Below are 18142 nucleotides of genomic sequence, written 5' to 3'. Positions count from 1 at the left end.
CCGAAGGGAACATTTTCGTGTGTTCCAACAATGGGAGTTTACAGATGAAAAAACTGCTGATGGCCACCGCGGCTGCCGCGCTGACCGCGGGCACCGCCTTCGCCGGCGGCCACGCCAAGGAAGTGAAGATCGGGGTGCTGCTTGGCTACACCGGCCCGATTGAATCGCTGAGCCCGAACATGGCTGCCTCGGCGGAGCTGGCGATGGAGGAAGTCACCAAATCCGGCAAGCTGCTTGACGGCGCCACGGTGACCCCGGTGCGCGCCGATACCGGCTGCATCGACAATGGCCTTGCGGTTGCAAATGCCGAGAAGCTGATCGCCGAAGGCGTCAGCGGCATCATGGGCAGCGACTGTTCCGGCGTCACGGGCGCTGTTCTTCAGAACGTTGCTCTGGCCAACGGTATGGTGATGATTTCGCCCTCCGCCACCTCTCCGGGGCTGAGCGCGATGGAAGACAACGGGCTGTTCTTCCGCACCGCGCCGTCGGACGCGCGCGAAGGTGAGATCATGGCCGACATCCTGACCGACCGTGGTGTCGAGTCGATCGCCATCACCTATACCAACAATGATTTTGGCAAGGGCCTGTCGGATTCGATCTCCAAGGCGTTCGAAGCCAAGGGCGGCGAAGTGACCATCGTTGCCGCGCATGAAGACGGCAAGGGCGACTACTCGGCTGAAGTGGCCTCGCTGGCCTCGGCCGGTGGCGACATTCTGGTGGTTGCAGGCTACCTCGACCAGGGCGGACTGGGCATCATCCGCTCGGCACTGGACAGCGGCGCGTTCGACACCTTCGGCCTGCCGAACGGCATGATTGGCGACTCCCTGCCCAAGAACGTCGGCCCTGATCTCGACGGCTCGTTCGGCCAGATCGCGGGCTCTGACAGTGAAGGCGCGGGTATCTTTGCCGAGATGGCCAAGGAAGCCGGCTTTGATGGCACCACCTCCTTCACCGGCGAAAGCTATGACGCTGCCGCGCTTCTGATGCTGGCGATGCAGGCGGCGGGCTCGATGAAGCCGGGCGACTATGCCGGCAAGGTGATGGATGTCGCCAACGCGCCGGGTGAGAAGATCAACCCGGGCGAACTGGGCAAGGCGCTGGAGATCCTCGCGAACGGTGGTGAGATCGACTATGAGGGCGCAACCGGCGTCGAGCTGATCGAGCCGGGTGAGAGCGCCGGCACCTACCGCGAGATCGAAGTCAAGGACGGCAAGAACGAGACCGTCCGCTTCCGCTGATCCAGCCACGCATCAGCTAGCAGCGATCAGCCCGGGTTCCGCCCGGGCTGTTCCAAATTAAAGGGGCTGCAAAATGCAGCTAGGGGATTACATGACATGATCGTCGTCGAGGACTTGCACAAGCACTTCGGCGGGTTCCATGCGGTGGATGGCGCCTCGCTTGAAATCGCAAAGGGCTCCATAACCGGTTTGATCGGACCCAATGGTGCGGGAAAAACCACACTTTTCAACGTGATCGCAGGCGTTCTGGAACCGACCTCCGGGCGCGTCACCATGGATGGCGAGGACATCACCGGCCTGCCGCCGCACACGCTGTTCCACAAAGGTCTGCTGCGCACCTTCCAGATCGCGCATGAATTCTCCTCGATGACCTGCCGCGAGAACCTGATGATGGTTCCGGGCGGCCAGTCGGGGGAGACGCTGTGGAACACCTGGTTCGGCCGCAAGCGCATCGCCGACGAGGAACGCGCGCTGCGCGCCAAGGCCGACGAGGTGCTGGAGTTCCTCACCATCAGCCATATCGCGGACCTCAAGGCGGGCCAGATCTCCGGCGGGCAGAAGAAACTGCTTGAACTCGGCCGCACCATGATGGTGGACGCCAAGATTGTCTTCCTCGACGAGGTTGGCGCCGGCGTAAACCGCACCCTGCTTTACACTATCGCCGACGCCATCAAACGGCTCAATCAGGAGCGCGGCTATACCTTCGTGGTGATTGAGCACGACATGGAATTCATCGACCGCCTCTGCGACCCGGTGATCTGCATGGCCGAAGGCAAGAAGCTGGCCGAAGGCACCCTGGACGAGATCAAGGCAAACGAGCAGGTGATTGAAGCCTACCTCGGAACCGGTCTGAAAAATAAGAATAAGCTGGAGGCGGGAACATGAGCGGCAACCCCTACCAGGACGATCACGGCAACAAGGACGCCTCGATCACCAACCCGCAGGGTGCCGGCACCATGCAGCCGGCGCACATGAAGAGCGGCCCCACACGCAAGGTGGACGGCGGCCCGTTCCTGATCGGCGAGGCGATGACGGGCGGCTATGGCAAAGGCCCGGACATTCTGCACGACTGCACCATCGCCGTCGACAAGGGCGAGATCGCGGTCATCGTCGGCCCGAACGGCGCCGGCAAGTCGACCGCGATGAAGGCGGTGTTCGGGATGCTCGACGTGCGTGCGGGCTCCGTTCGGCTCGATGGCGAGGACATCACCCAGCTCTCCCCCCAGGACCGGGTGGTCAAGGGCATGGGCTTCGTGCCGCAGACCAGCAACATCTTCACCTCAATGACGGTGGAGGAGAACCTGGAGATGGGTGCCTTCATCCGCACCGACGATTTCCGCGGCACGATGGAGCAGGTCTATGACCTGTTCCCGATCCTGCGCGAGAAACGCAATCAGCCCGCGGGCGAGCTGTCCGGCGGCCAGCGCCAGCAGGTGGCCGTCGGCCGCGCGCTGATGACCAAACCCAAGGTGCTGATGCTGGACGAGCCCACCGCGGGCGTCTCGCCCATCGTCATGGACGAGCTGTTCGACCGCATCATCGAGGTCGCCCGCACCGGGCTGCCAATTCTGATGGTGGAACAGAACGCCAAGCAAGCACTTGAAATCGCGGACAAAGGCTATGTGCTCGTGCAGGGCCGCAATGCCTATACCGGCACCGGGCAAGAGCTTCTGGCCGATCCCGAAGTGCGTAAATCTTTCCTGGGGGGCTGAGTGATGGACCTTCTCAACGCCCTAGTGGCGCTTACCAATTTCGTGCTGGTCCCGGGGCTGGCCTATGGCAGCCAGCTCGCCCTCGGCGCGCTTGGGGTGACCCTGGTCTACGGGATCCTGCGGTTTTCCAACTTTGCCCACGGCGACACCATGGCATTTGGCGCGATGGTGACGATCCTGTTCACCTGGTGGTTCCAGTCGATGGGGATCAACCTCGGCCCGCTGCCGACCGCCCTGCTCGCCCTGCCCCTCGGCATCCTCGCGACCATTGCCATCGCGCTCTTCACTGACCGCACCGTCTACCGCTTTTACCGGGCGCAGAAGGCAAAGCCGGTGATCTTCGTGATGGTGTCGCTGGGCGTGATGTTCATGATGAATGGCCTCGTGCGCTTCATCATCGGTCCGGACGACCAGCGCTTTGCCGATGGCGCGCGCTTCCTGATCAACGCCCGCACCTTCAAGCAGATGACCGGGCTGGACGAAGGCCTGGCGATCAAGACGACGCAGGCCATCACAGTGATCACCGCGGTGATCGTTGTGGCGCTTCTGTTCTGGTTCCTGAACAAGACCCGCACCGGCAAGTCGATGCGCGCCTATTCGGATAACGAGGATCTGGCGCTGCTGTCCGGCATCAACCCCGAACGCGTGGTGATGTACACCTGGATGATCGTCGCGGCGCTCGCAACTATTGCAGGCGTGCTCTACGGGCTCGACAAGTCGTTCAAACCCTTCACCTATTTCCAGCTTCTTCTGCCTATCTTCGCCTCTGCCATCGTTGGCGGGCTGGGCAGCCCGCTGGGGGCGATCGCGGGCGGCTTCATCATCGCGTTCTCTGAGGTGATGATCACCTACGCCTGGAAGAAGGTGCTGACCTACGCGCTGCCGGAAAGCCTGGCGCCGGACGGCCTGGTGCAGCTCTTGAGCACCGACTACAAGTTCGCGGTTTCCTTCGCGCTGCTTGTCGTCGTCCTCCTGTTCAAGCCCACGGGCCTCTTCAAAGGGAAAGCGGTATGACCGGCACTGTCAAACATTCGCTTCTGTTCGTCTTTGTCGCCGCGCTGATCCTGGCCGAAGGCGCGACCGACATCCTGTTCTTCTCGGGCTCCTGGAACACCGCACTGGTGATCCTCAACATGGGGCTGATCTCGGCCATCATGGCGCTGGGGGTGAACCTGCAGTGGGGCTTTGCCGGGCTGTTCAACGTCGGCATCATGGGCTTCACCGCGCTTGGCGGCCTTGCCGTGGTGCTCACCTCCACCGCGCCGGCGCCCGGCGCCTGGAGTGCCGGCGGCTACAGCATCGCGATGGCTCTGGTGCTGGGTGCGCTCACGGTTGCGGGCGCAATCATGATCACCCGCATGATGCCCGCGGGCACGCTGCGCGGGCTGCTGATCGTGGCGGTGCTGGTTGCGGGCTTCATTGTCTACCGCGCGCTGCTCGATCCCGGTGTTGAAGGCGTCGAGGCGATCAACCCGGCGCTGGCCGGCAACATCGGCGGGCTGGGCCTGCCGGTGCTCCTGGCCTGGCCCGCAGGCGGGCTGCTTGCGGCGGGAGCCGCCTGGCTGATTGGCAAGACCGCGCTGGGGCTGCGCTCGGACTACCTGGCGATTGCAACGCTGGGCATTGCCGAGATCATCATCGCAGTTCTGAAGAACGAGGACTGGCTGTCGCGCGGCGTGAAGAACGTGGTCGGCCTGCCCCGTCCCATGGCATACGAGGTCGACCTGCAGGCCGACCCCGGCTTTGTGGAGCGCGCGGCCTCCTTCGGGCTGAACCCGGTCGAGGCTTCCACCATCTACGTGAAGCTGATCTACGCGGTGCTCTTTGCCGTGGTGCTGCTGGTGATCCTGTGGATGGCGCAGATGGCACTGAAGAGCCCCTGGGGCCGGATGATGCGCGCGATCCGCGACAATGAGATCGCAGCCGAAGCCATGGGCAAGGACGTGACCCGCCGCCACCTGCAGATTTTCGTGCTCGGCTCGGCGATCTGCGGCATCGCGGGCGCGATGATGACCACGCTCGACAGCCAACTGACGCCCGGCACCTACAATCCGCTGCGCTTTACCTTCCTGATCTGGGTGATGGTGATCGTGGGCGGTTCGGGCAACAACTTCGGCGCCGTGCTCGGCGGTCTGCTGATCTGGTTCTTCTGGATCAAGGTGGAGCCGATGGGGCTGATGCTGATCGAGGTCGTCACAGCGGGCCTTGCTGACGGCAGTGCGCTCAAGGCGCACCTTCTGGAGAGCGCCTCGCACATGCGCCTGTTCACCATGGGGCTGATCCTGCTCCTGGTGCTGAGGTTCAGCCCGCGCGGGCTGATCCCTGAAAAGTAAAGAAAAACGGCGCCTCACATTGAGGCGCCGTCTGCTTCCTCTTGCTGAAAATATCCCCGCCGGAGGCAAAGGGTTGGCATCAGCCAACCCCTTTTTTCAGCCTCGGCGGCAGATCAGCGCCCCTTGAACAGGCTGCCTAGAATGCCCCGCACCAGGCGCCGGCCGCTGGTCCCCTTCAGCTCCTTGATCACCGCATCGCGCAAGGCCGAGGTCAGGCTGTCGCTGCGGCGCTCCTTCTTTGGCGGCGCCGACCAAGGCCGGGGATGGCGGCCCGGCTCGGCGTAGGCACGGCCCTCAGGCTCCTGACCCTCAGCCGCCTTCGCCGCCGCCGCCGCCCTTTGGGTGAGGATCTCATGGGCGGAATGCCGGTCGAGCGCGGTGCCGTATTTAGCTTTCATCGGCGAAGCCTGCACCAGTTCCGCCCGCTCCTCATCGCTGATTGGCCCCAATTGCGAGCTTGGCGGGCGGATCAGGGTGCGCTCGGCCACGCCGGGCACGCCTTTCTTCTCCAAAAGCGAGGTCACCGCCTCGCCCACGCCCACCTCGCGGATCGCCGCCTCGATCGAGAAGCGCGGATTGTCGCGGTAGGTGGCGGCGGCCTGCGCCAGCGTCTTGCGGTCCTTCGCGGTGAAGGCACGCAGCGCATGCTGGATGCGGTTGCCAAGCTGGCCAAGGATGTCCTCGGGGATGTCGGCGGGCTTCTGGGTAATGAAATAGATCCCCACTCCTTTGGAACGGATCAGCCGCGCCACCTGCTCCACCTTGTCAACGAGCGCCTTGGGAGCATCGTCGAACAGCAGATGCGCCTCGTCAAAGAAGAACACTAGCTTGGGTTTTTCCGCATCGCCAGCCTCAGGCAGCTCCTCGAACAGTTCGCTCAGCAGCCACAAAAGGAACGCAGAATAAAGCCCGGGCGCGGCCATCAGCTTGTGCGCGGCCAGAATGTTGACCATACCGCGCCCTTCCGCGCTGTGGCGCATCAGGTCCGAAAGCGCCAGCGCCGGTTCGCCGAAGAGATTGCCCCCGCCTTGGTTCTCCAGCACCAGAAGCCGCCGCTGGATCGCACCGATGGACGCCGAGGGGATGGTGCCGAAACGGCTGGCCAGCGCTGCGCGGTTCTCCCCTGCCCACAGCAGCAGCGCCTGCAGGTCCTTCAAGTCCAGAAGCGGCAAGCCTTCATCGTCGGCAAGCCGGAACAAAATGTTGAGCACGCCTTCCTGCGCCTCGCTCAGCTCCAGCAAGCGGCCCAGCAGCAGGGGCCCCATATCGGCGATCGTGGTGCGCACCGGGTGGCCGTTCTCGCCCAAGAGATCCCAGAAAGTGACTGGGCAAGCGTGATAGGTGAAGCCGGTAAAACCGATCTGCTGCGCCCGGGCCGAGAAAGCGTCGTGCAATTTCGCCTCGGGCGAGCCCGCCTTTGCAAGCCCCGAGAGGTCGCCCTTCACATCTGCCAAGAACACCGGAACCCCGGCGTTCGAGAAACTTTCTGCGAGGATTTGAACCGTCACCGTCTTGCCGGTGCCTGTGGCGCCCGCGATCAGCCCGTGGCGGTTCGAAAAATTCAGGCGCAACTCCTGTGCCTCGCCGTACCCTTCACCGCCGCCGCCAATGAAGATCAGCCCTGTCTCTGCCTGCTGGTTCATCCCCGTGCCCTCCCGCGGCGCGCCGCCGCCTGTGGATAAAATGTTTCTTAACCCATAAATGGGAGACTGATCCTGCCCGCCCTGCACATGCGGTTGCTAGGGCGGACATTTCCTCCCTGTCAGACTGGCCGTGCCCCTGGGCACGGCTTTTTTCCGCCCCAGCTATCCTACGATACGCCTATAACCCCTGCGGTGGCCCACTGCGTCACATTTTTTTTCTATTGCTTGTTGACCGGACGCCAGCCCTTTCGTAACGTCCTACGCAATAACTAAGTCGGCCAGTCCGACGGGGAGACGCACCACGAAAAAGGGGACCGCCTGGTTCCCTTTTTTGGTCTGATATCAGGCGTTTCCCAAGCCAAGTTTCAGTACGCGGATTTCCCGCCGCGCGCCGCTTTCCCCCTGACAGCAAGAAAACGGCATGTTACAGCGATTGCGCACGTCCTTAGACAAATGAGGCTTTCATGTTGAAGACCCTGACCCCGATCACGCTGGCCGCAGTCCTCGCGCTGGCTGCGCCCCTTGCCGCGCAGGATACCGCGGCAGACGAACCGGCTGCACAGACCGAGGCAGAGACCGCAGGGCAGACGGCTGAATCGGCCGACAGCGTGCTCGACCTGGGGCAGCCCGTGAATGATGAGCCGCGCATGGGCCAGCGTTACTCGAAAGAAAAGCACGGTGCCTGGGATCTGGCATGCGTGCGCACCGAGGAGGAAACCGATCCCTGCTCGCTTTTGCAGGTGATGAAAGGTCCCGAGGGAAATGCGATTGCCGAGTTTTCACTGTTCCGGATCGAGCAGGAAGGCGCGCAGGCCGTGGCCGGTGCGACCGTAATCGTACCGCTGGAGACGTTGCTGCCCGCGGCGCTGACAATTTCTGTCGATGGTGCACCGGGCAAGCGCTACAACTACTCCTTCTGCAACCAGATGGGCTGCGTTGCGCAGATCGGCCTGACCCAGGGCGATATCGACGCCTTCAAGAAGGGCAAGAAAGCGGTTCTGTCGCTGCGCCCGGCCCCGGCGCCCGACCAGGTGGTGACGATGGATCTGTCGCTGGAGGGGTTCACCGCGGGCTATAACGTGGTGGACGTAGTAAAACAGTAGGCCGCAACATCTTGACCTAAATAACAAAACGCCGCAGCTCTCCAGGCCGCGGCGTTTTTCATTTGCCGGGTTTGGCGCTCATATCCGGCGCAGTGCCAGCACCGCGTTCAGCCCGCCAAATGCGAAAGCGTTGGAAAGCGCCACCTCGACCTGAGCCTCGCGGGCCTCGTTGGGCACCACATCCAGGGCGCATTCCGGGTCCGGCTCTTCATAGCCGATTGTGGGGGCGATGACGCCATCGCGCAGGGCCATGACGCAGGCCAGGAGTTCCACCGCGCCGGTGCCGCCGATCAGGTGCCCGTGCATCGATTTTGTCGAAGAGATCATCAGATCGTCCGCATGGGGGCCAAAGACATCGGCCACCGCGGCGCATTCGGTCTTGTCGTTGGCGGCGGTGCCAGTCCCGTGGGCGTTGATGTAGCCGACCTGCTCGCGCGCAACGCCCGCGTCCTGCAAGGCGCCAGCCATCGCGCGCGCGGCGCCCTGCTTGCTGGGCATGACGATGTCGCCCGCATCAGAAGTCATCGCGAAGCCCACGACTTCACACAGAATTTCAGCGCCGCGGGCGCGGGCGTGCTCATATTCCTCAAAAACAAAAACGCCGGCCCCCTCGCCCTGCACCATTCCGTTGCGGTTGGCACTGAATGGGCGGCAGGCGTCCTTGGACATGACGCGCAGGCCCTCCCAGGCCTTGACGCCGCCAAAGCACAGCATGGATTCAGAGCCGCCTGTAACCATCACCGGCGCCATGCCGCTGCGCACAAGCTGGAAAGCCTGTGCCATCGCGTGGTTCGACGACGCGCAGGCGGTGGAGACGGTGAAGCTCGGCCCCTTAAGGTTAAACTCCATCGAGACATGGCTGGCCGCGGCGTTGTTCATCAGTTTCGGCACGACAAAGGGATGCACCCGGTTCTTGCCGTCCTCATAGACCGATCGGTAATTGTCATCCCAGGTCGACACACCACCGCCCGCGGTCCCGAGTACGACGCCGGATTTTGCCGACAGCTCGCCGTGGAATTCCAGCCCAGCCTGGCTGATCGCCTCCTTGGCGGCGGTCAGGGTGAACTGGGTGAAGCGGTCGTAAAGGCTCATCTGCTGGCGGTTGAAACGGCCTTCGGCCTCAAACCCGCGGACCTGGCCGCCGATGCGGACAGCCAGCCTCTCCACGTCGCGGAATTCCAGCGCGCCGATACCGCAGCGCCCCTCGCGCATTGCCTCCAGCGTGGATGGAACAGAATGGCCTAGGGCGTTGATGGTGCCCGCCCCGGTGATCACAACGCGTTTCATCGGCGTTTATGCTTTTTCCATCCGCAGCTTTTCGATGCCGGCCACGATCGCAGCGACACTGGAGATGTCAAAATCGCTCTCCTGCGGTGCGTTGGCGTTGAATGGGATAGTAATGTCGAAGGCTTCCTCGATCGCGAAGATGCTTTCGACCAGGCCGAGGCTGTCGATCCCCAGATCTTCCAGAGTGCTGTCCAGGGTCACATCCGAGGGTTCAAGCACCGCTTGCTCGGCGATGATCCCGATAACCTTTTCCTGCGTACTCATGCGGCAACCTCTGATCCGGTGGGTTTGGGGCAGATGTACTCAGTCGGCGGTTACTTGAAAACCGCCTTTTTCAGCGCCTCAATGTCGCGCATCAGCCGCGGCAGGCGGCGCTGTGCCTTGTAGATCTCGGTGTGGGTTTCCATCTTAACGCCCGGATACCCCATAATGACCCGGCCCGCGGGCACGTTGGACAGGATCTTGGTGCCGCCGCCGGCAATCACTCCATCACCGATAAAGATGTTGTCGACTACGCCGGTCTGACCGCCCAAGACCACGTTGTTGCCGATCTCGACCGAGCCGGAAACGCCGGTCTGACCGCAAAGCAGGCAATCGCGGCCGACGCGGGTGTTATGGCCGACGTGCACAAGGTTGTCGAGCTTGGAGCCATCCCCGATCACCGTGTCCCGAATCGTCCCATTGTCGATGGTGCAGTTGCTCCCCAGTTCGACGTCATCGCCAATTGTCACGGCGCCCAGCGAATGAATGCGCACCCAGGACTGCGCTTGCGCTTCGCCCTGGTCGCCCATGGTCTTGCGGGCGTTTTCCGCACCGGAAATTTCGGGTGTAACATAGGAGAATCCGTCGCCGCCGACCCGCGCACCAGGCTGGGCCCGGAAACGGTTTCCGATGCGGGCACGGGCGCCGATGGAGACCATCTCGCGCAGCTGGGCGTCGGTGCCGATCACGGTGTCTGCACCGATATGGCACTGCGGGCCAATGACCGACCGCGCGCCGATCTTTGCCCCGGCGCCGATTACGGAAAGCGGGCCCACGCTCACGCCTTCGCCGAGCACAGCCGTCGGGTCGATCGCCGCAGTAGGATGGATGCCGCTGTTAAAGCCCTGGCCGCGGTCCAGCATCGCAGTGACGCCGGACATTGCCATGCGCGGGCGCGGAGCAAAAATCGCGGCCTTCAGCCCCAGAGCCCGCCAATCCGCACCTTCCCACAGGATCGCGGCGCGGGCACTGCCGGCCTTGAGGCCTTCGGCGTATTTCGGGGCCATCGCCATCGCCAGCTGGTCCGTCCCCGCATCCTGAGGCTCGGCCGCGCCGGTGATTTGCAGATCGAGGTCGCCCTGCGCCTCGGCGCCCAGCTGCTCGGAAATCTGGCGGATTGTGAACATGGCAGGCCCTTTCAGCTTATCCTGTCTGGGCCCGCTATCTAGCCTTGAACGCCGGCCAGCACCACCCCTGCCTGCTCCAGCGCGGCCCAGACCTTGGCGTCGCGGCCATAGACATCGCGGCGGAACTCCGCGCGCCCGTCATTCCTGACCACGGCGGTGCGGTAAATGATGTGCACCGGCACCTTCTGTTCGAGGTTCACCCGGGTTTCCCGCCCGGTGTTCAGCACGCGGTGGAAAAATTCCTCGGGGTTTTCCTCCTGCCGGGCGAGCAGCGCATAGGCAAATTCGAACGGTTCCGCCAGGCGGATGCAGCCATGCGAAAAGGCGCGCACCTCGCGGCCGAACAGGCTCTTCTGGGGGGTGTCGTGCAGGTAGATGTTGTACTTGTTCGGGAACATGAACTTGACCAGGCCAAGTGCATTGCCGCGGCTGGGCGGCTGCTTCATCGAAAACGGGAAGTTACGCGCGGTATACTGCGAAAAATCCACCGAGCCGCGGTTCACTACGCGGCCGCGGCGGTCGGTCACCTGAATATGACTCACCGCATTTGGGTTCCTACGCAGCTGGGGGAGGTATTCCTTGGTCACGATCGAGCGCGGCACGTACCAGCTCGGGTTAATGACCATATGCTCCATCTCGTCAGAGAACTCCGGGCTGCGGCGGTCATGGGTGTTCTTGCCGATGACCGAGCGGGTCTCGAAGGTGACTTCACCGTCGTCGATGATCTTTGCGGAAAAATCGGTCATGTTAACAAGCACGTGGCGTGCGCCCCGGTCGGCGGGCAGCCAGCGTTCCCGCTCCAGCGCGACGATCACCGACTTCAACCGCTCCGGCACCGGCTTGTTGACCTCACCCAGCGTGCCGGGACCGGCCACACCATCAACCGTCAGCCCGTGCGCGGCCTGAAAGCTTCGCACCGCTTGCTCCAACGCCGCGTCATAACGGCGGGAGGCGCTGCGGGAGAGATAGCCCATTGCCATCAGCCGGTTGCGCAACTGCACAACTCCCGGACCCTCCTCGCCGGGCTCAAGCTTGTCCGCCTGTACCGCCGGGCCCCAGCCGCCACGGGCCAAAGCCTTCTCCAGCCGCGTCTTTTCGCGCAGAAGCGCGCGGTATTGCGGGGTCGCGGGCACCAGGCTGCGCATGTAGGCGAAAGGTTGCTCCGTGCTGATGCCAAGCAGGAAGGCGGTTCCGTCGACCGTCTGCTTCTTCCGGACCATGCCCTCGTCGATGCGCGAGGGCACCAAAATGCCGGTTTGAAGATCGGTAGCAAAGTCGACCAGCGCCATGCTCAGCGCCGCCTCTGCGGCGCCGAGATCGCGGGTGGTGCGGGCGTCGCGCAGCAGTGACAGCAGATTGCGCACCTCGGCCGAGCGTTCGGGCAGCCCGTGGGCGGGTGCTTCCTCCAGCGCAGCAATCAGAGCCGCGCGGCGCGCTTTTGCTGCCGCGCCCGGGGCGGTCCAGATCGCCTGATAGCCGTTCTGCCGGTAGAAAGCCGCCACCGCGCCGCTCGCCGCTGAAGCCTCGGCCACAGCCTGACGGAAGGCGGGGGGCACCGGATGCTGATCCGCCGCACGCCCACCGGTGGCGGCAAGCCCGCCCAAGGCCAGGGCGAACAGGCCGGCCTTCAATGTCGGCACAAATTTTCCGGCGGTATCACGCTTCATCTCTTCAAATCCTTAAAGCCGCTCGATGTTCTATTTTGGCAGTTGCTACCTGAAATTCCGGTAAAGGCCAGAGCATGCCGCCCTATCGCATTGCGGATAGTCTGCTGGTGATGCACCCGCGCCGCTGCTATGCGGCGGCCGCGCCACAGTCGCGGGGAAAAGTTCCATCGCCCTCCCCTCATGCGCAGGATTTCGCCGAAATCCGGCTCATTCCCCGTAGTGCAGCAATCAAAACTTGGCTCATGATTCCGCCTGTGGCATATACACCTCACGTTAACTAAGAAGGTTAGCGCGCCCGTAACATCGGGCAAATTGGCAGGACGAAATTGCTTACGGGACGGCACAGGAATCATGGCAGAATTCAAGAGCACGGGCTTGTCCCGGCGTTCCCTTTTGGGTGTATTCGCAGCGACGGCAGTAGCGGCAGCCCCAACATTCTCGAATGCGGCAGGCTTTCTTCGCGGCGGCGGTGACATTCGCCGCATCCGGATGTACTCGGGCCGCACCGGGGAACGGCTCGACATGGTTTACTGGATCGACGGTGAATATATCGCAGACGCGGTAGCCGAGATTAATCACATCATGCGGGACTGGCGCACCGATGAGGTCAAGCAGATGGACTTGCGCACCATCGACATCATGGCGGCCTCGCACAACCTGCTCGACGTGAACGAGCCTTACATGCTTCTGTCGGGGTACCGCAGCCCCAAGACCAACGCCATGCTGAGGCGCCGGTCGCGCGGGGTGGCGAAGAACTCCCTCCATATGCGCGGTCAGGCTGCCGACCTGCGCCTCGCTTCGCGCTCGGTCGGGCAGATGGCTAAAGCGGCACAAGCCTGCCGCGCCGGCGGCGTCGGCAAATACGCGCGCTCCAATTTCGTGCATATGGATTGCGGCCAGGTCCGCAGCTGGAACGGCTGAGACATAGCTACGGGTACCATCTACCCGCCTGGGCCCGTGTGTTCCTGCACACGGGTTTTTTTTATCTGCTGCGATTGCTGCCTGGTTCATGCGTTCTTTGTCCCTTCGCCGGAAAAACGCTTGAGAATAAAATCGGTTCCGGGAAAATTTGCCGTTGCAGCCACGGGCGCTGCCCGCTATACCCGCCGCACATCCAGGCACCTGTAGCTCAGCTGGATAGAGCGCTGCCCTCCGAAGGCAGAGGCCATAGGTTCGAATCCTATCAGGTGCGCCACTCTCCCCCTTGATCATGTTCCGCCAGGATGCACAAAATATTGTGTGTATTCAAAGGATTAAGGTCGCCTTTTAGGATTGGGCGTTGCGAGAACTGAGGAACTGAGGCAGCATATCCCGCAACAAATCCCGCAACATCCGCGCGGGCAACGCAGGTATATTGGTTTGGATATCTTTCAGTTCGCTACTGCATTCGTGTCGAAAATTAGCGCCGCGCTTGCCATCGGCGCCTCCGTCGCAAGTGCTTATGTCCGCATTATTTTGTGCGATGTCCAAATTTTGTGCGATGTCCAAAAAGCACCGAAATAAGTATATTGTGTTACTTAGCGCTTCGCCCCTCGCAGCCCCCTTGCGCAACGACTCGACCGGCTGCCAGTGCCGTCGGAACTTGGGCTATCCGCAGTCTAGCTCGCGGTTCCCTCAACGATTTGGGCTTCAGGCGTTTCCTTTTGCCAAAGCACCTCCATCAAGCGGACTCCATTACTACCATCCAAATTTGGTATTACGCCGAGATGGGCCTCAAAAATCAGCGGAGTCCTTATAGCGTTCGCTACCAGCTTGGCGGACTCCTTCGCATTTCGACTTCCTACCAGGCTAAGAACCTCCTGTGCGAGTGGTGTTAGAATTAACACCTCGAAAGAACACTCCTTACCTGGTTCGCCGCTCAGGATGATCACCAGGTCTCCCTCCCGAAAGATAACCAGACCCTGATCATTAAAACGGAAGGTCTTCTTCAAGCCAAGTCCACTGGCTCCCTGCACCAACCCGCTTGCTTCCAAATTGACCAGATGGCTGATGTTGGCCGTAGGGTCTTTAATCACCGCGCTCTTCGGGGCCAGATCACCGAACGCGCACTTCGCGAATTCTTCAAATGTCAGGGCGTCGGCTTGAGAAAATTCAGAGAGGAAGCGAAGTGTCCTTGGTGAAAATCGCCCAGGGCGGCGGATTTCGCCAGCCAGTACTTTGCCCCATAGCCCTTGAAGACGCTCGCTCGACGCATCTTCAGCGTATCTTTCAAACAAGTTCAGCCAGTCATCATCCAACTCAGCAGCGGAGACAGGGGTTTCGTTGTGCCCGCTAGCTTCGTCGGAGTGCTCGGTCAAGTTCGCCACCATTGCGGCGGCAACCGCCTCTCTGTTCGATTGCTTGCGGTACTCTTTTCTAACAAGTGTGTTCATTGCCCGCTCCGCTATTTCGGGATCGCCACTTGCTCCCGAGGCCACCGAGCTTGCGATGCTGCGTTCAACTAACTTATACGACTCCGTTTGGGCGTCGATCTTCGCCTTTTTCTGATGGAGCCACGCTACCGGTACATCGACCGCCGCGCCCACCAAGCGATCGAGAGCTTTAACCACACCTGGAGTCAATCCTTTCGGAATTGCCACGATGGCGTCGGCAATTTGTGCGGGTAAATTGGTCTGTTCTTGATCCAAAAGTTTCTCCTCCAGAACGGCGGCATTGTCACACAACAAATATGAAGCGAATCCGGGATCACCGCAAGATGCTGATGATATATCTAGGATTGGCTTCGCTCCGAACTTAGAGATTGATCACTCTGTTCCAAGTTCAGCGCAACTTTAGGTTAGGAAAATGCCGCTGGCGGACTCAGCTTAAACGCTAGTCGGCCGCCTTTGCTTATGAGACCTGAAAGCTCGCAGCCATCGCGAATCTCGCTTGGAGGATTTCCACTCTTCGCCCCCGCTACAATCCCCGCAACAAATCCCGCAACATCTACTTCAACTTCGCACCTTAAGAAGTTGTTTTCGTATACTTTAAGTACCACATTCGAATCCTCTCAGGTGCGCCACTTCCCCTGGCCCATGCAAGCCACTAGGCCAGTTCAGTCCGCCAGCGTTGCTTGGAGCGCCTTGAGCACTGCTTTCTGCCGCGCCGACTTGCCGATACTCGGCGGCCAGGTCAGCCAGTAGCCTTCCGAAATTGCGAGCTCCAGTGCGGGCGCGGCCTGCAAACGGCCCTCATCAAGGCAATCGCGCGCCAGCACACGCGAGCCCAGGACAACGCCCTGCCCCATCCGCGCTGCTTGCAGGGCGTGCGACATCGAGTCGGCCGAGAGCCAGCCATGCTCCGGCGCAGGCTCCCCGGTGAGCCGCGCCCATTCGCTCCACCCCGGCCGCTCGCCGCGCAGGCCGATTGCCGGCAGCCGGCGCCAATCCTCGCCGCAGCCCGGTGCCGTCATCGGCTGCAGCACTTCTCCGGCGACCAGCGCCGTTTCGCGGCCCGGCCATTCGCCCCGGCCATAACGGATGTGGACCGCCCCGCCCGCGGCCTCAAACTCGCCGCGTTTGGGCACGGTATCCAGGACCAGGCGCAGGCCCGGGAAGGCAGCGGCAAAGCGGCCGAGCCGCGGCAGCACCAGAAGTTCCAGGTGCGAGGGCAGCGCCGCGATGCGCAGCTCGCGCAATCCCTGGCCAAAGAGGTTGTCAGTGCCCTGCTCCAGCGCCCGCAGCGAGTCCTGCACCAGCGGCAGATAGCTCTCCCCATCAACGGTGAGCGCCACGCCCCGCGCCGCGCGCAGGAACAGCTTGCGGCCGAGCCAGCCCTCCAGGTTGCGGATGCGCTGGCTCACGGCGCCCTGTGTCGCGCCCAATTCTTCGGCCGCTGCGGTGAAATTGCCATGCCGGCCGGCGGCTTCGAACACGCGCAGCCAGTCGAGCGGCGGCAGGCGTTTCGGAGTGCGCTTCTCTGCCATTAGAAAACTTTGGCCTCAAACCCTAAATTACGCCATTCTATTAATGGCTAGGTCCCGTTAGCCAGGCAAGCGTGAACCAGGCCCAACCGGAGAGATACCATGCCCCGTTCCGTCACTGCCGATGCATCCGGCCGCTTCCTGACTGTGAGCTTTGCCGATGGCAGCAGCCATCGCTTCCACGCGGTGTGGCTGCGCGACAATGCGCTGGATCCGGAAACCCGCGCCCCCGGCAACGGCCAGCGGCTGATCACAATTGGCGACATCCCGGAAGATACCCGGATCAGCACCGCCGCCGTGGATGACGGCGCGCTGACCGTCACCTTCGCGCCCGAGGGCAAGACCACCACCTTCCCCGGTGCATGGCTGAAGAACCACGCCTACGACGTTGATCGGGATACGGAATTTGGCCGCTCGCCCGAGGGTGTCGAAACATGGGACAGCCGCCTTTCGGCTCCCGCCTACGACTGGGAGGCAGTGCAGTCCGACCCCGCAGCGAAGCGCGACTGGCTCGCCGCGATTGCCCGGCTCGGTTTTGCCAAGCTGGAAAACGGTCCGGTCCGCGAGGGGGCGCTGATCGACTGCGTGGAACTGTTCGGCTTCATCCGCGAGACCAACTACGGCCGCCACTTCGAGGTTCGGACTGAGGTGAACCCCACCAACCTCGCCTTCACCGGGCTTGGCCTGCAGGCCCATACCGACAATCCTTACCGCGACCCGGTTCCGACGCTGCAGATCCTCTACTGCCTGGAAAACTCTGCCGAAGGCGGCGACAGCATCGTCGTGGATGGCTTCCGCGCCGCGGAGCGGCTGCGGGAGGACGACCCGGAAGGTTTTGCCCTGCTGGCGGGCTATCCTGCGCGCTTCGAGTACAAGGGCAGCGACGGCGTGCATCTGACATCGCGCCGCCCGATGATCGAACTGTCGCCCGATGGGGAGATGACTGGCATCCGCTTTAACAACCGCTCATCCGCGCCCTTCGTGGATGTGCCGTTCGAGAAGATGGAAGCCTGCTACGCCGCCTACCGCCGCCTGGGCGAGATCATCGACGATCCGGAGATGGGCGTTTCGTTCAAGCTGGAGCCCGGCGAGAGCTTCATCGTCGACAACACCCGCGTGCTGCACGCGCGGCTGGGCTATTCCGGGTCCGGTTCCCGCTGGCTGCAGGGCGCCTACGCGGACAAGGACGGGCTCCTGTCCACGCTCAACGTTCTCAACGCGCAACTCGGGGGCTGATGGGATGAGCAAGCCGGATTTCAGCACGCTGACCAAGGACAATATCGTCGCCTTCATCGGCGATATTTTCGACCGCCGCGGCGATGAGGAATACCTCGGCGAGCCCGTCACCATGACCGAGCACATGCTGCAAGGCGCGACGATTGCCGAAGCGAACGGTCAGCCGGAGGAGATCATCGTCGGCGCGCTGCTGCATGACATCGGCCATTTCACCAGCGAATTCGGGACCTTCAGCATGGAAGACACCGAGGACCGGTTCCACGAAGAGGCCGGAGCCGAGGTGCTGGAGCGCTTCTTCCCGCCGGTGATCACCGATTGCGTGCGCTATCACGTGGCGGCGAAGCGCTACCTCTGCTCAACCAGGCCGGACTACTTCAACCGCCTTTCAGAAGCCTCTATCCATTCGCTGAACCTGCAAGGCGGGCCGATGAGCGCGGAGGAAGTGGCGGAATTCGAGAAGAACCCGAACCTCAAGCAGATCATCGCGGTGCGCTACCTGGATGAGGCGGGGAAACGCGCGGATATGGAGACGCCCGACTATTGGCACTTTGCACCAATGGTCCAGCGGATGGTCGACAGGCACCTGAGCGCGGGCAATTCCGCAAGATAAGCGCTCTCCTCACCGCAACCCAAG

At 62.4% G+C, this 18142-nt stretch carries 16 protein-coding genes and 1 tRNA gene; 10 read left to right on the top strand and 7 right to left on the bottom strand.

The window, feature by feature from the left end; all coding sequences use genetic code 11:
* Nucleotides 1-44 precede the first annotated feature (44 nt).
* The 5 genes from ACOHWE_RS02750 (at nucleotide 45) to ACOHWE_RS02730 (ending at nucleotide 5283) form a co-directional block, all read left to right on the top strand.
* Nucleotides 45-1238, top strand: a complete 1194-nt coding sequence (locus ACOHWE_RS02750) for an ABC transporter substrate-binding protein (RefSeq protein ID WP_420663939.1) — start codon at nucleotides 45-47, stop codon at nucleotides 1236-1238.
* Between the two features lie 96 nt (nucleotides 1239-1334).
* Nucleotides 1335-2123 carry an ABC transporter ATP-binding protein gene (locus ACOHWE_RS02745; protein ID WP_420663937.1) on the top strand — a complete coding sequence of 263 codons (789 nt, stop codon included), beginning with the start codon at nucleotides 1335-1337 and terminating at the stop codon, nucleotides 2121-2123.
* A complete protein-coding gene (locus ACOHWE_RS02740) occupies nucleotides 2120-2950 on the top strand; it encodes an ABC transporter ATP-binding protein (RefSeq protein ID WP_420663935.1) in 831 nt (276 codons plus the stop codon). The genes ACOHWE_RS02745 and ACOHWE_RS02740 overlap by 4 nt, the downstream gene beginning before the upstream one ends.
* A 3-nt stretch (nucleotides 2951-2953) precedes the next feature.
* Nucleotides 2954-3964, top strand: coding sequence for a branched-chain amino acid ABC transporter permease (locus ACOHWE_RS02735; protein WP_420663934.1), 1011 nt, complete (start codon nucleotides 2954-2956; stop codon nucleotides 3962-3964).
* Nucleotides 3961-5283: a branched-chain amino acid ABC transporter permease gene (locus ACOHWE_RS02730; protein ID WP_420663932.1), complete on the top strand. Its 1323-nt coding sequence runs from the start codon at nucleotides 3961-3963 to the stop codon at nucleotides 5281-5283. Before ACOHWE_RS02735 ends, ACOHWE_RS02730 begins: the two co-directional genes overlap by 4 nt.
* A gap of 113 nt (nucleotides 5284-5396) precedes the next feature.
* Here the strand turns inward: ACOHWE_RS02730 and ACOHWE_RS02725 are convergent, their stop codons facing one another.
* Nucleotides 5397-6926: a helicase HerA-like domain-containing protein gene (locus tag ACOHWE_RS02725; protein WP_420663931.1), complete on the bottom strand. Its 1530-nt coding sequence runs from the start codon at nucleotides 6924-6926 to the stop codon at nucleotides 5397-5399.
* Nucleotides 6927-7390: 464 nt separating this feature from the next.
* On the opposite strand from ACOHWE_RS02725, the gene ACOHWE_RS02720 reads away from it, so the two are divergent.
* A complete protein-coding gene (locus ACOHWE_RS02720) occupies nucleotides 7391-8029 on the top strand; it encodes an invasion associated locus B family protein (protein WP_420663929.1) in 639 nt (212 codons plus the stop codon).
* A 78-nt stretch (nucleotides 8030-8107) separates the two neighbouring features.
* Here the strand turns inward: ACOHWE_RS02720 and ACOHWE_RS02715 are convergent, their stop codons facing one another.
* From ACOHWE_RS02715 to ACOHWE_RS02700, 4 genes are read right to left on the bottom strand one after another with little or no spacing between them, the layout of a single operon-like run.
* A complete protein-coding gene (locus ACOHWE_RS02715) occupies nucleotides 8108-9316 on the bottom strand; it encodes a beta-ketoacyl-[acyl-carrier-protein] synthase family protein (protein WP_420663927.1) in 1209 nt (402 codons plus the stop codon).
* A 6-nt stretch (nucleotides 9317-9322) separates the two neighbouring features.
* Nucleotides 9323-9580, bottom strand: coding sequence for an acyl carrier protein (locus ACOHWE_RS02710; protein ID WP_420663925.1), 258 nt, complete (start codon nucleotides 9578-9580; stop codon nucleotides 9323-9325).
* A 50-nt stretch (nucleotides 9581-9630) separates the two neighbouring features.
* Nucleotides 9631-10704, bottom strand: a complete 1074-nt coding sequence (gene lpxD / locus ACOHWE_RS02705; protein ID WP_420663924.1) for a UDP-3-O-(3-hydroxymyristoyl)glucosamine N-acyltransferase — start codon at nucleotides 10702-10704, stop codon at nucleotides 9631-9633.
* Nucleotides 10705-10742: 38 nt separating this feature from the next.
* Nucleotides 10743-12371 (bottom strand): L,D-transpeptidase family protein, encoded by a 1629-nt coding sequence (locus ACOHWE_RS02700; RefSeq protein WP_420663923.1) that lies wholly within the window; start codon nucleotides 12369-12371, stop codon nucleotides 10743-10745.
* 351 nt (nucleotides 12372-12722) lie between these two features.
* Here ACOHWE_RS02700 and mepK point away from each other — a divergent pair, with 351 nt between their 5' ends.
* Both mepK and ACOHWE_RS02690 read left to right on the top strand, forming a co-directional pair.
* Entirely contained in the window at nucleotides 12723-13292 is a 570-nt protein-coding gene (gene mepK, locus ACOHWE_RS02695; protein ID WP_420663922.1) for a peptidoglycan L,D-endopeptidase MepK, read from the top strand.
* A 197-nt stretch (nucleotides 13293-13489) separates the two neighbouring features.
* Nucleotides 13490-13566: transfer RNA gene (locus tag ACOHWE_RS02690), tRNA-Arg, on the top strand.
* Nucleotides 13567-13969: 403 nt separating this feature from the next.
* Here the strand turns inward: ACOHWE_RS02690 and ACOHWE_RS02685 are convergent.
* Together ACOHWE_RS02685 and ACOHWE_RS02680 are read right to left on the bottom strand one after the other, a co-directional pair.
* A complete protein-coding gene (locus tag ACOHWE_RS02685) occupies nucleotides 13970-14998 on the bottom strand; it encodes a DUF2806 domain-containing protein (RefSeq protein WP_420663920.1) in 1029 nt (342 codons plus the stop codon).
* 407 nt (nucleotides 14999-15405) lie between these two features.
* Nucleotides 15406-16275 carry a LysR family transcriptional regulator gene (locus ACOHWE_RS02680; RefSeq protein ID WP_420663918.1) on the bottom strand — a complete coding sequence of 290 codons (870 nt, stop codon included), beginning with the start codon at nucleotides 16273-16275 and terminating at the stop codon, nucleotides 15406-15408.
* A gap of 99 nt (nucleotides 16276-16374) precedes the next feature.
* Here ACOHWE_RS02680 and tmpA point away from each other — a divergent pair, with 99 nt between their 5' ends.
* Nucleotides 16375-17508, top strand: coding sequence for a 2-trimethylaminoethylphosphonate dioxygenase (gene tmpA, locus ACOHWE_RS02675; RefSeq protein ID WP_420663916.1), 1134 nt, complete (start codon nucleotides 16375-16377; stop codon nucleotides 17506-17508).
* 4 nt (nucleotides 17509-17512) lie between these two features.
* Nucleotides 17513-18118: a (R)-1-hydroxy-2-trimethylaminoethylphosphonate oxygenase gene (gene tmpB / locus ACOHWE_RS02670; protein ID WP_420663915.1), complete on the top strand. Its 606-nt coding sequence runs from the start codon at nucleotides 17513-17515 to the stop codon at nucleotides 18116-18118.
* Nucleotides 18119-18142: the final 24 nt, after the last annotated feature.

The sequence above is a fragment of the Cribrihabitans neustonicus genome, from assembly GCF_048820895.1.
Classification (GTDB): Bacteria; Pseudomonadota; Alphaproteobacteria; order Rhodobacterales; family Rhodobacteraceae; genus Cribrihabitans_A; species Cribrihabitans_A neustonicus.
This window is presented reverse-complemented; position numbering and strand designations above follow the sequence as displayed.

Coding starts and splice junctions, on each gene's coding strand:
- ACOHWE_RS02735 (WP_420663934.1), top strand. CDS start 2,954: ATGGACCTTCTCAACGCCCTAGTGGCGCTTACCAATTTCGTGCTGGTC.
- ACOHWE_RS02725 (WP_420663931.1), bottom strand. CDS start 6,926: ATGAACCAGCAGGCAGAGACAGGGCTGATCTTCATTGGCGGCGGCGGT.
- tmpB (WP_420663915.1), top strand. CDS start 17,513: ATGAGCAAGCCGGATTTCAGCACGCTGACCAAGGACAATATCGTCGCC.
- ACOHWE_RS02730 (WP_420663932.1), top strand. CDS start 3,961: ATGACCGGCACTGTCAAACATTCGCTTCTGTTCGTCTTTGTCGCCGCG.
- ACOHWE_RS02700 (WP_420663923.1), bottom strand. CDS start 12,371: ATGAAGCGTGATACCGCCGGAAAATTTGTGCCGACATTGAAGGCCGGC.
- ACOHWE_RS02680 (WP_420663918.1), bottom strand. CDS start 16,275: ATGGCAGAGAAGCGCACTCCGAAACGCCTGCCGCCGCTCGACTGGCTG.
- ACOHWE_RS02740 (WP_420663935.1), top strand. CDS start 2,120: ATGAGCGGCAACCCCTACCAGGACGATCACGGCAACAAGGACGCCTCG.
- lpxD (WP_420663924.1), bottom strand. CDS start 10,704: ATGTTCACAATCCGCCAGATTTCCGAGCAGCTGGGCGCCGAGGCGCAG.
- mepK (WP_420663922.1), top strand. CDS start 12,723: ATGGCAGAATTCAAGAGCACGGGCTTGTCCCGGCGTTCCCTTTTGGGT.
- ACOHWE_RS02710 (WP_420663925.1), bottom strand. CDS start 9,580: ATGAGTACGCAGGAAAAGGTTATCGGGATCATCGCCGAGCAAGCGGTG.
- tmpA (WP_420663916.1), top strand. CDS start 16,375: ATGCCCCGTTCCGTCACTGCCGATGCATCCGGCCGCTTCCTGACTGTG.
- ACOHWE_RS02715 (WP_420663927.1), bottom strand. CDS start 9,316: ATGAAACGCGTTGTGATCACCGGGGCGGGCACCATCAACGCCCTAGGC.
- ACOHWE_RS02750 (WP_420663939.1), top strand. CDS start 45: ATGAAAAAACTGCTGATGGCCACCGCGGCTGCCGCGCTGACCGCGGGC.
- ACOHWE_RS02720 (WP_420663929.1), top strand. CDS start 7,391: ATGTTGAAGACCCTGACCCCGATCACGCTGGCCGCAGTCCTCGCGCTG.
- ACOHWE_RS02745 (WP_420663937.1), top strand. CDS start 1,335: ATGATCGTCGTCGAGGACTTGCACAAGCACTTCGGCGGGTTCCATGCG.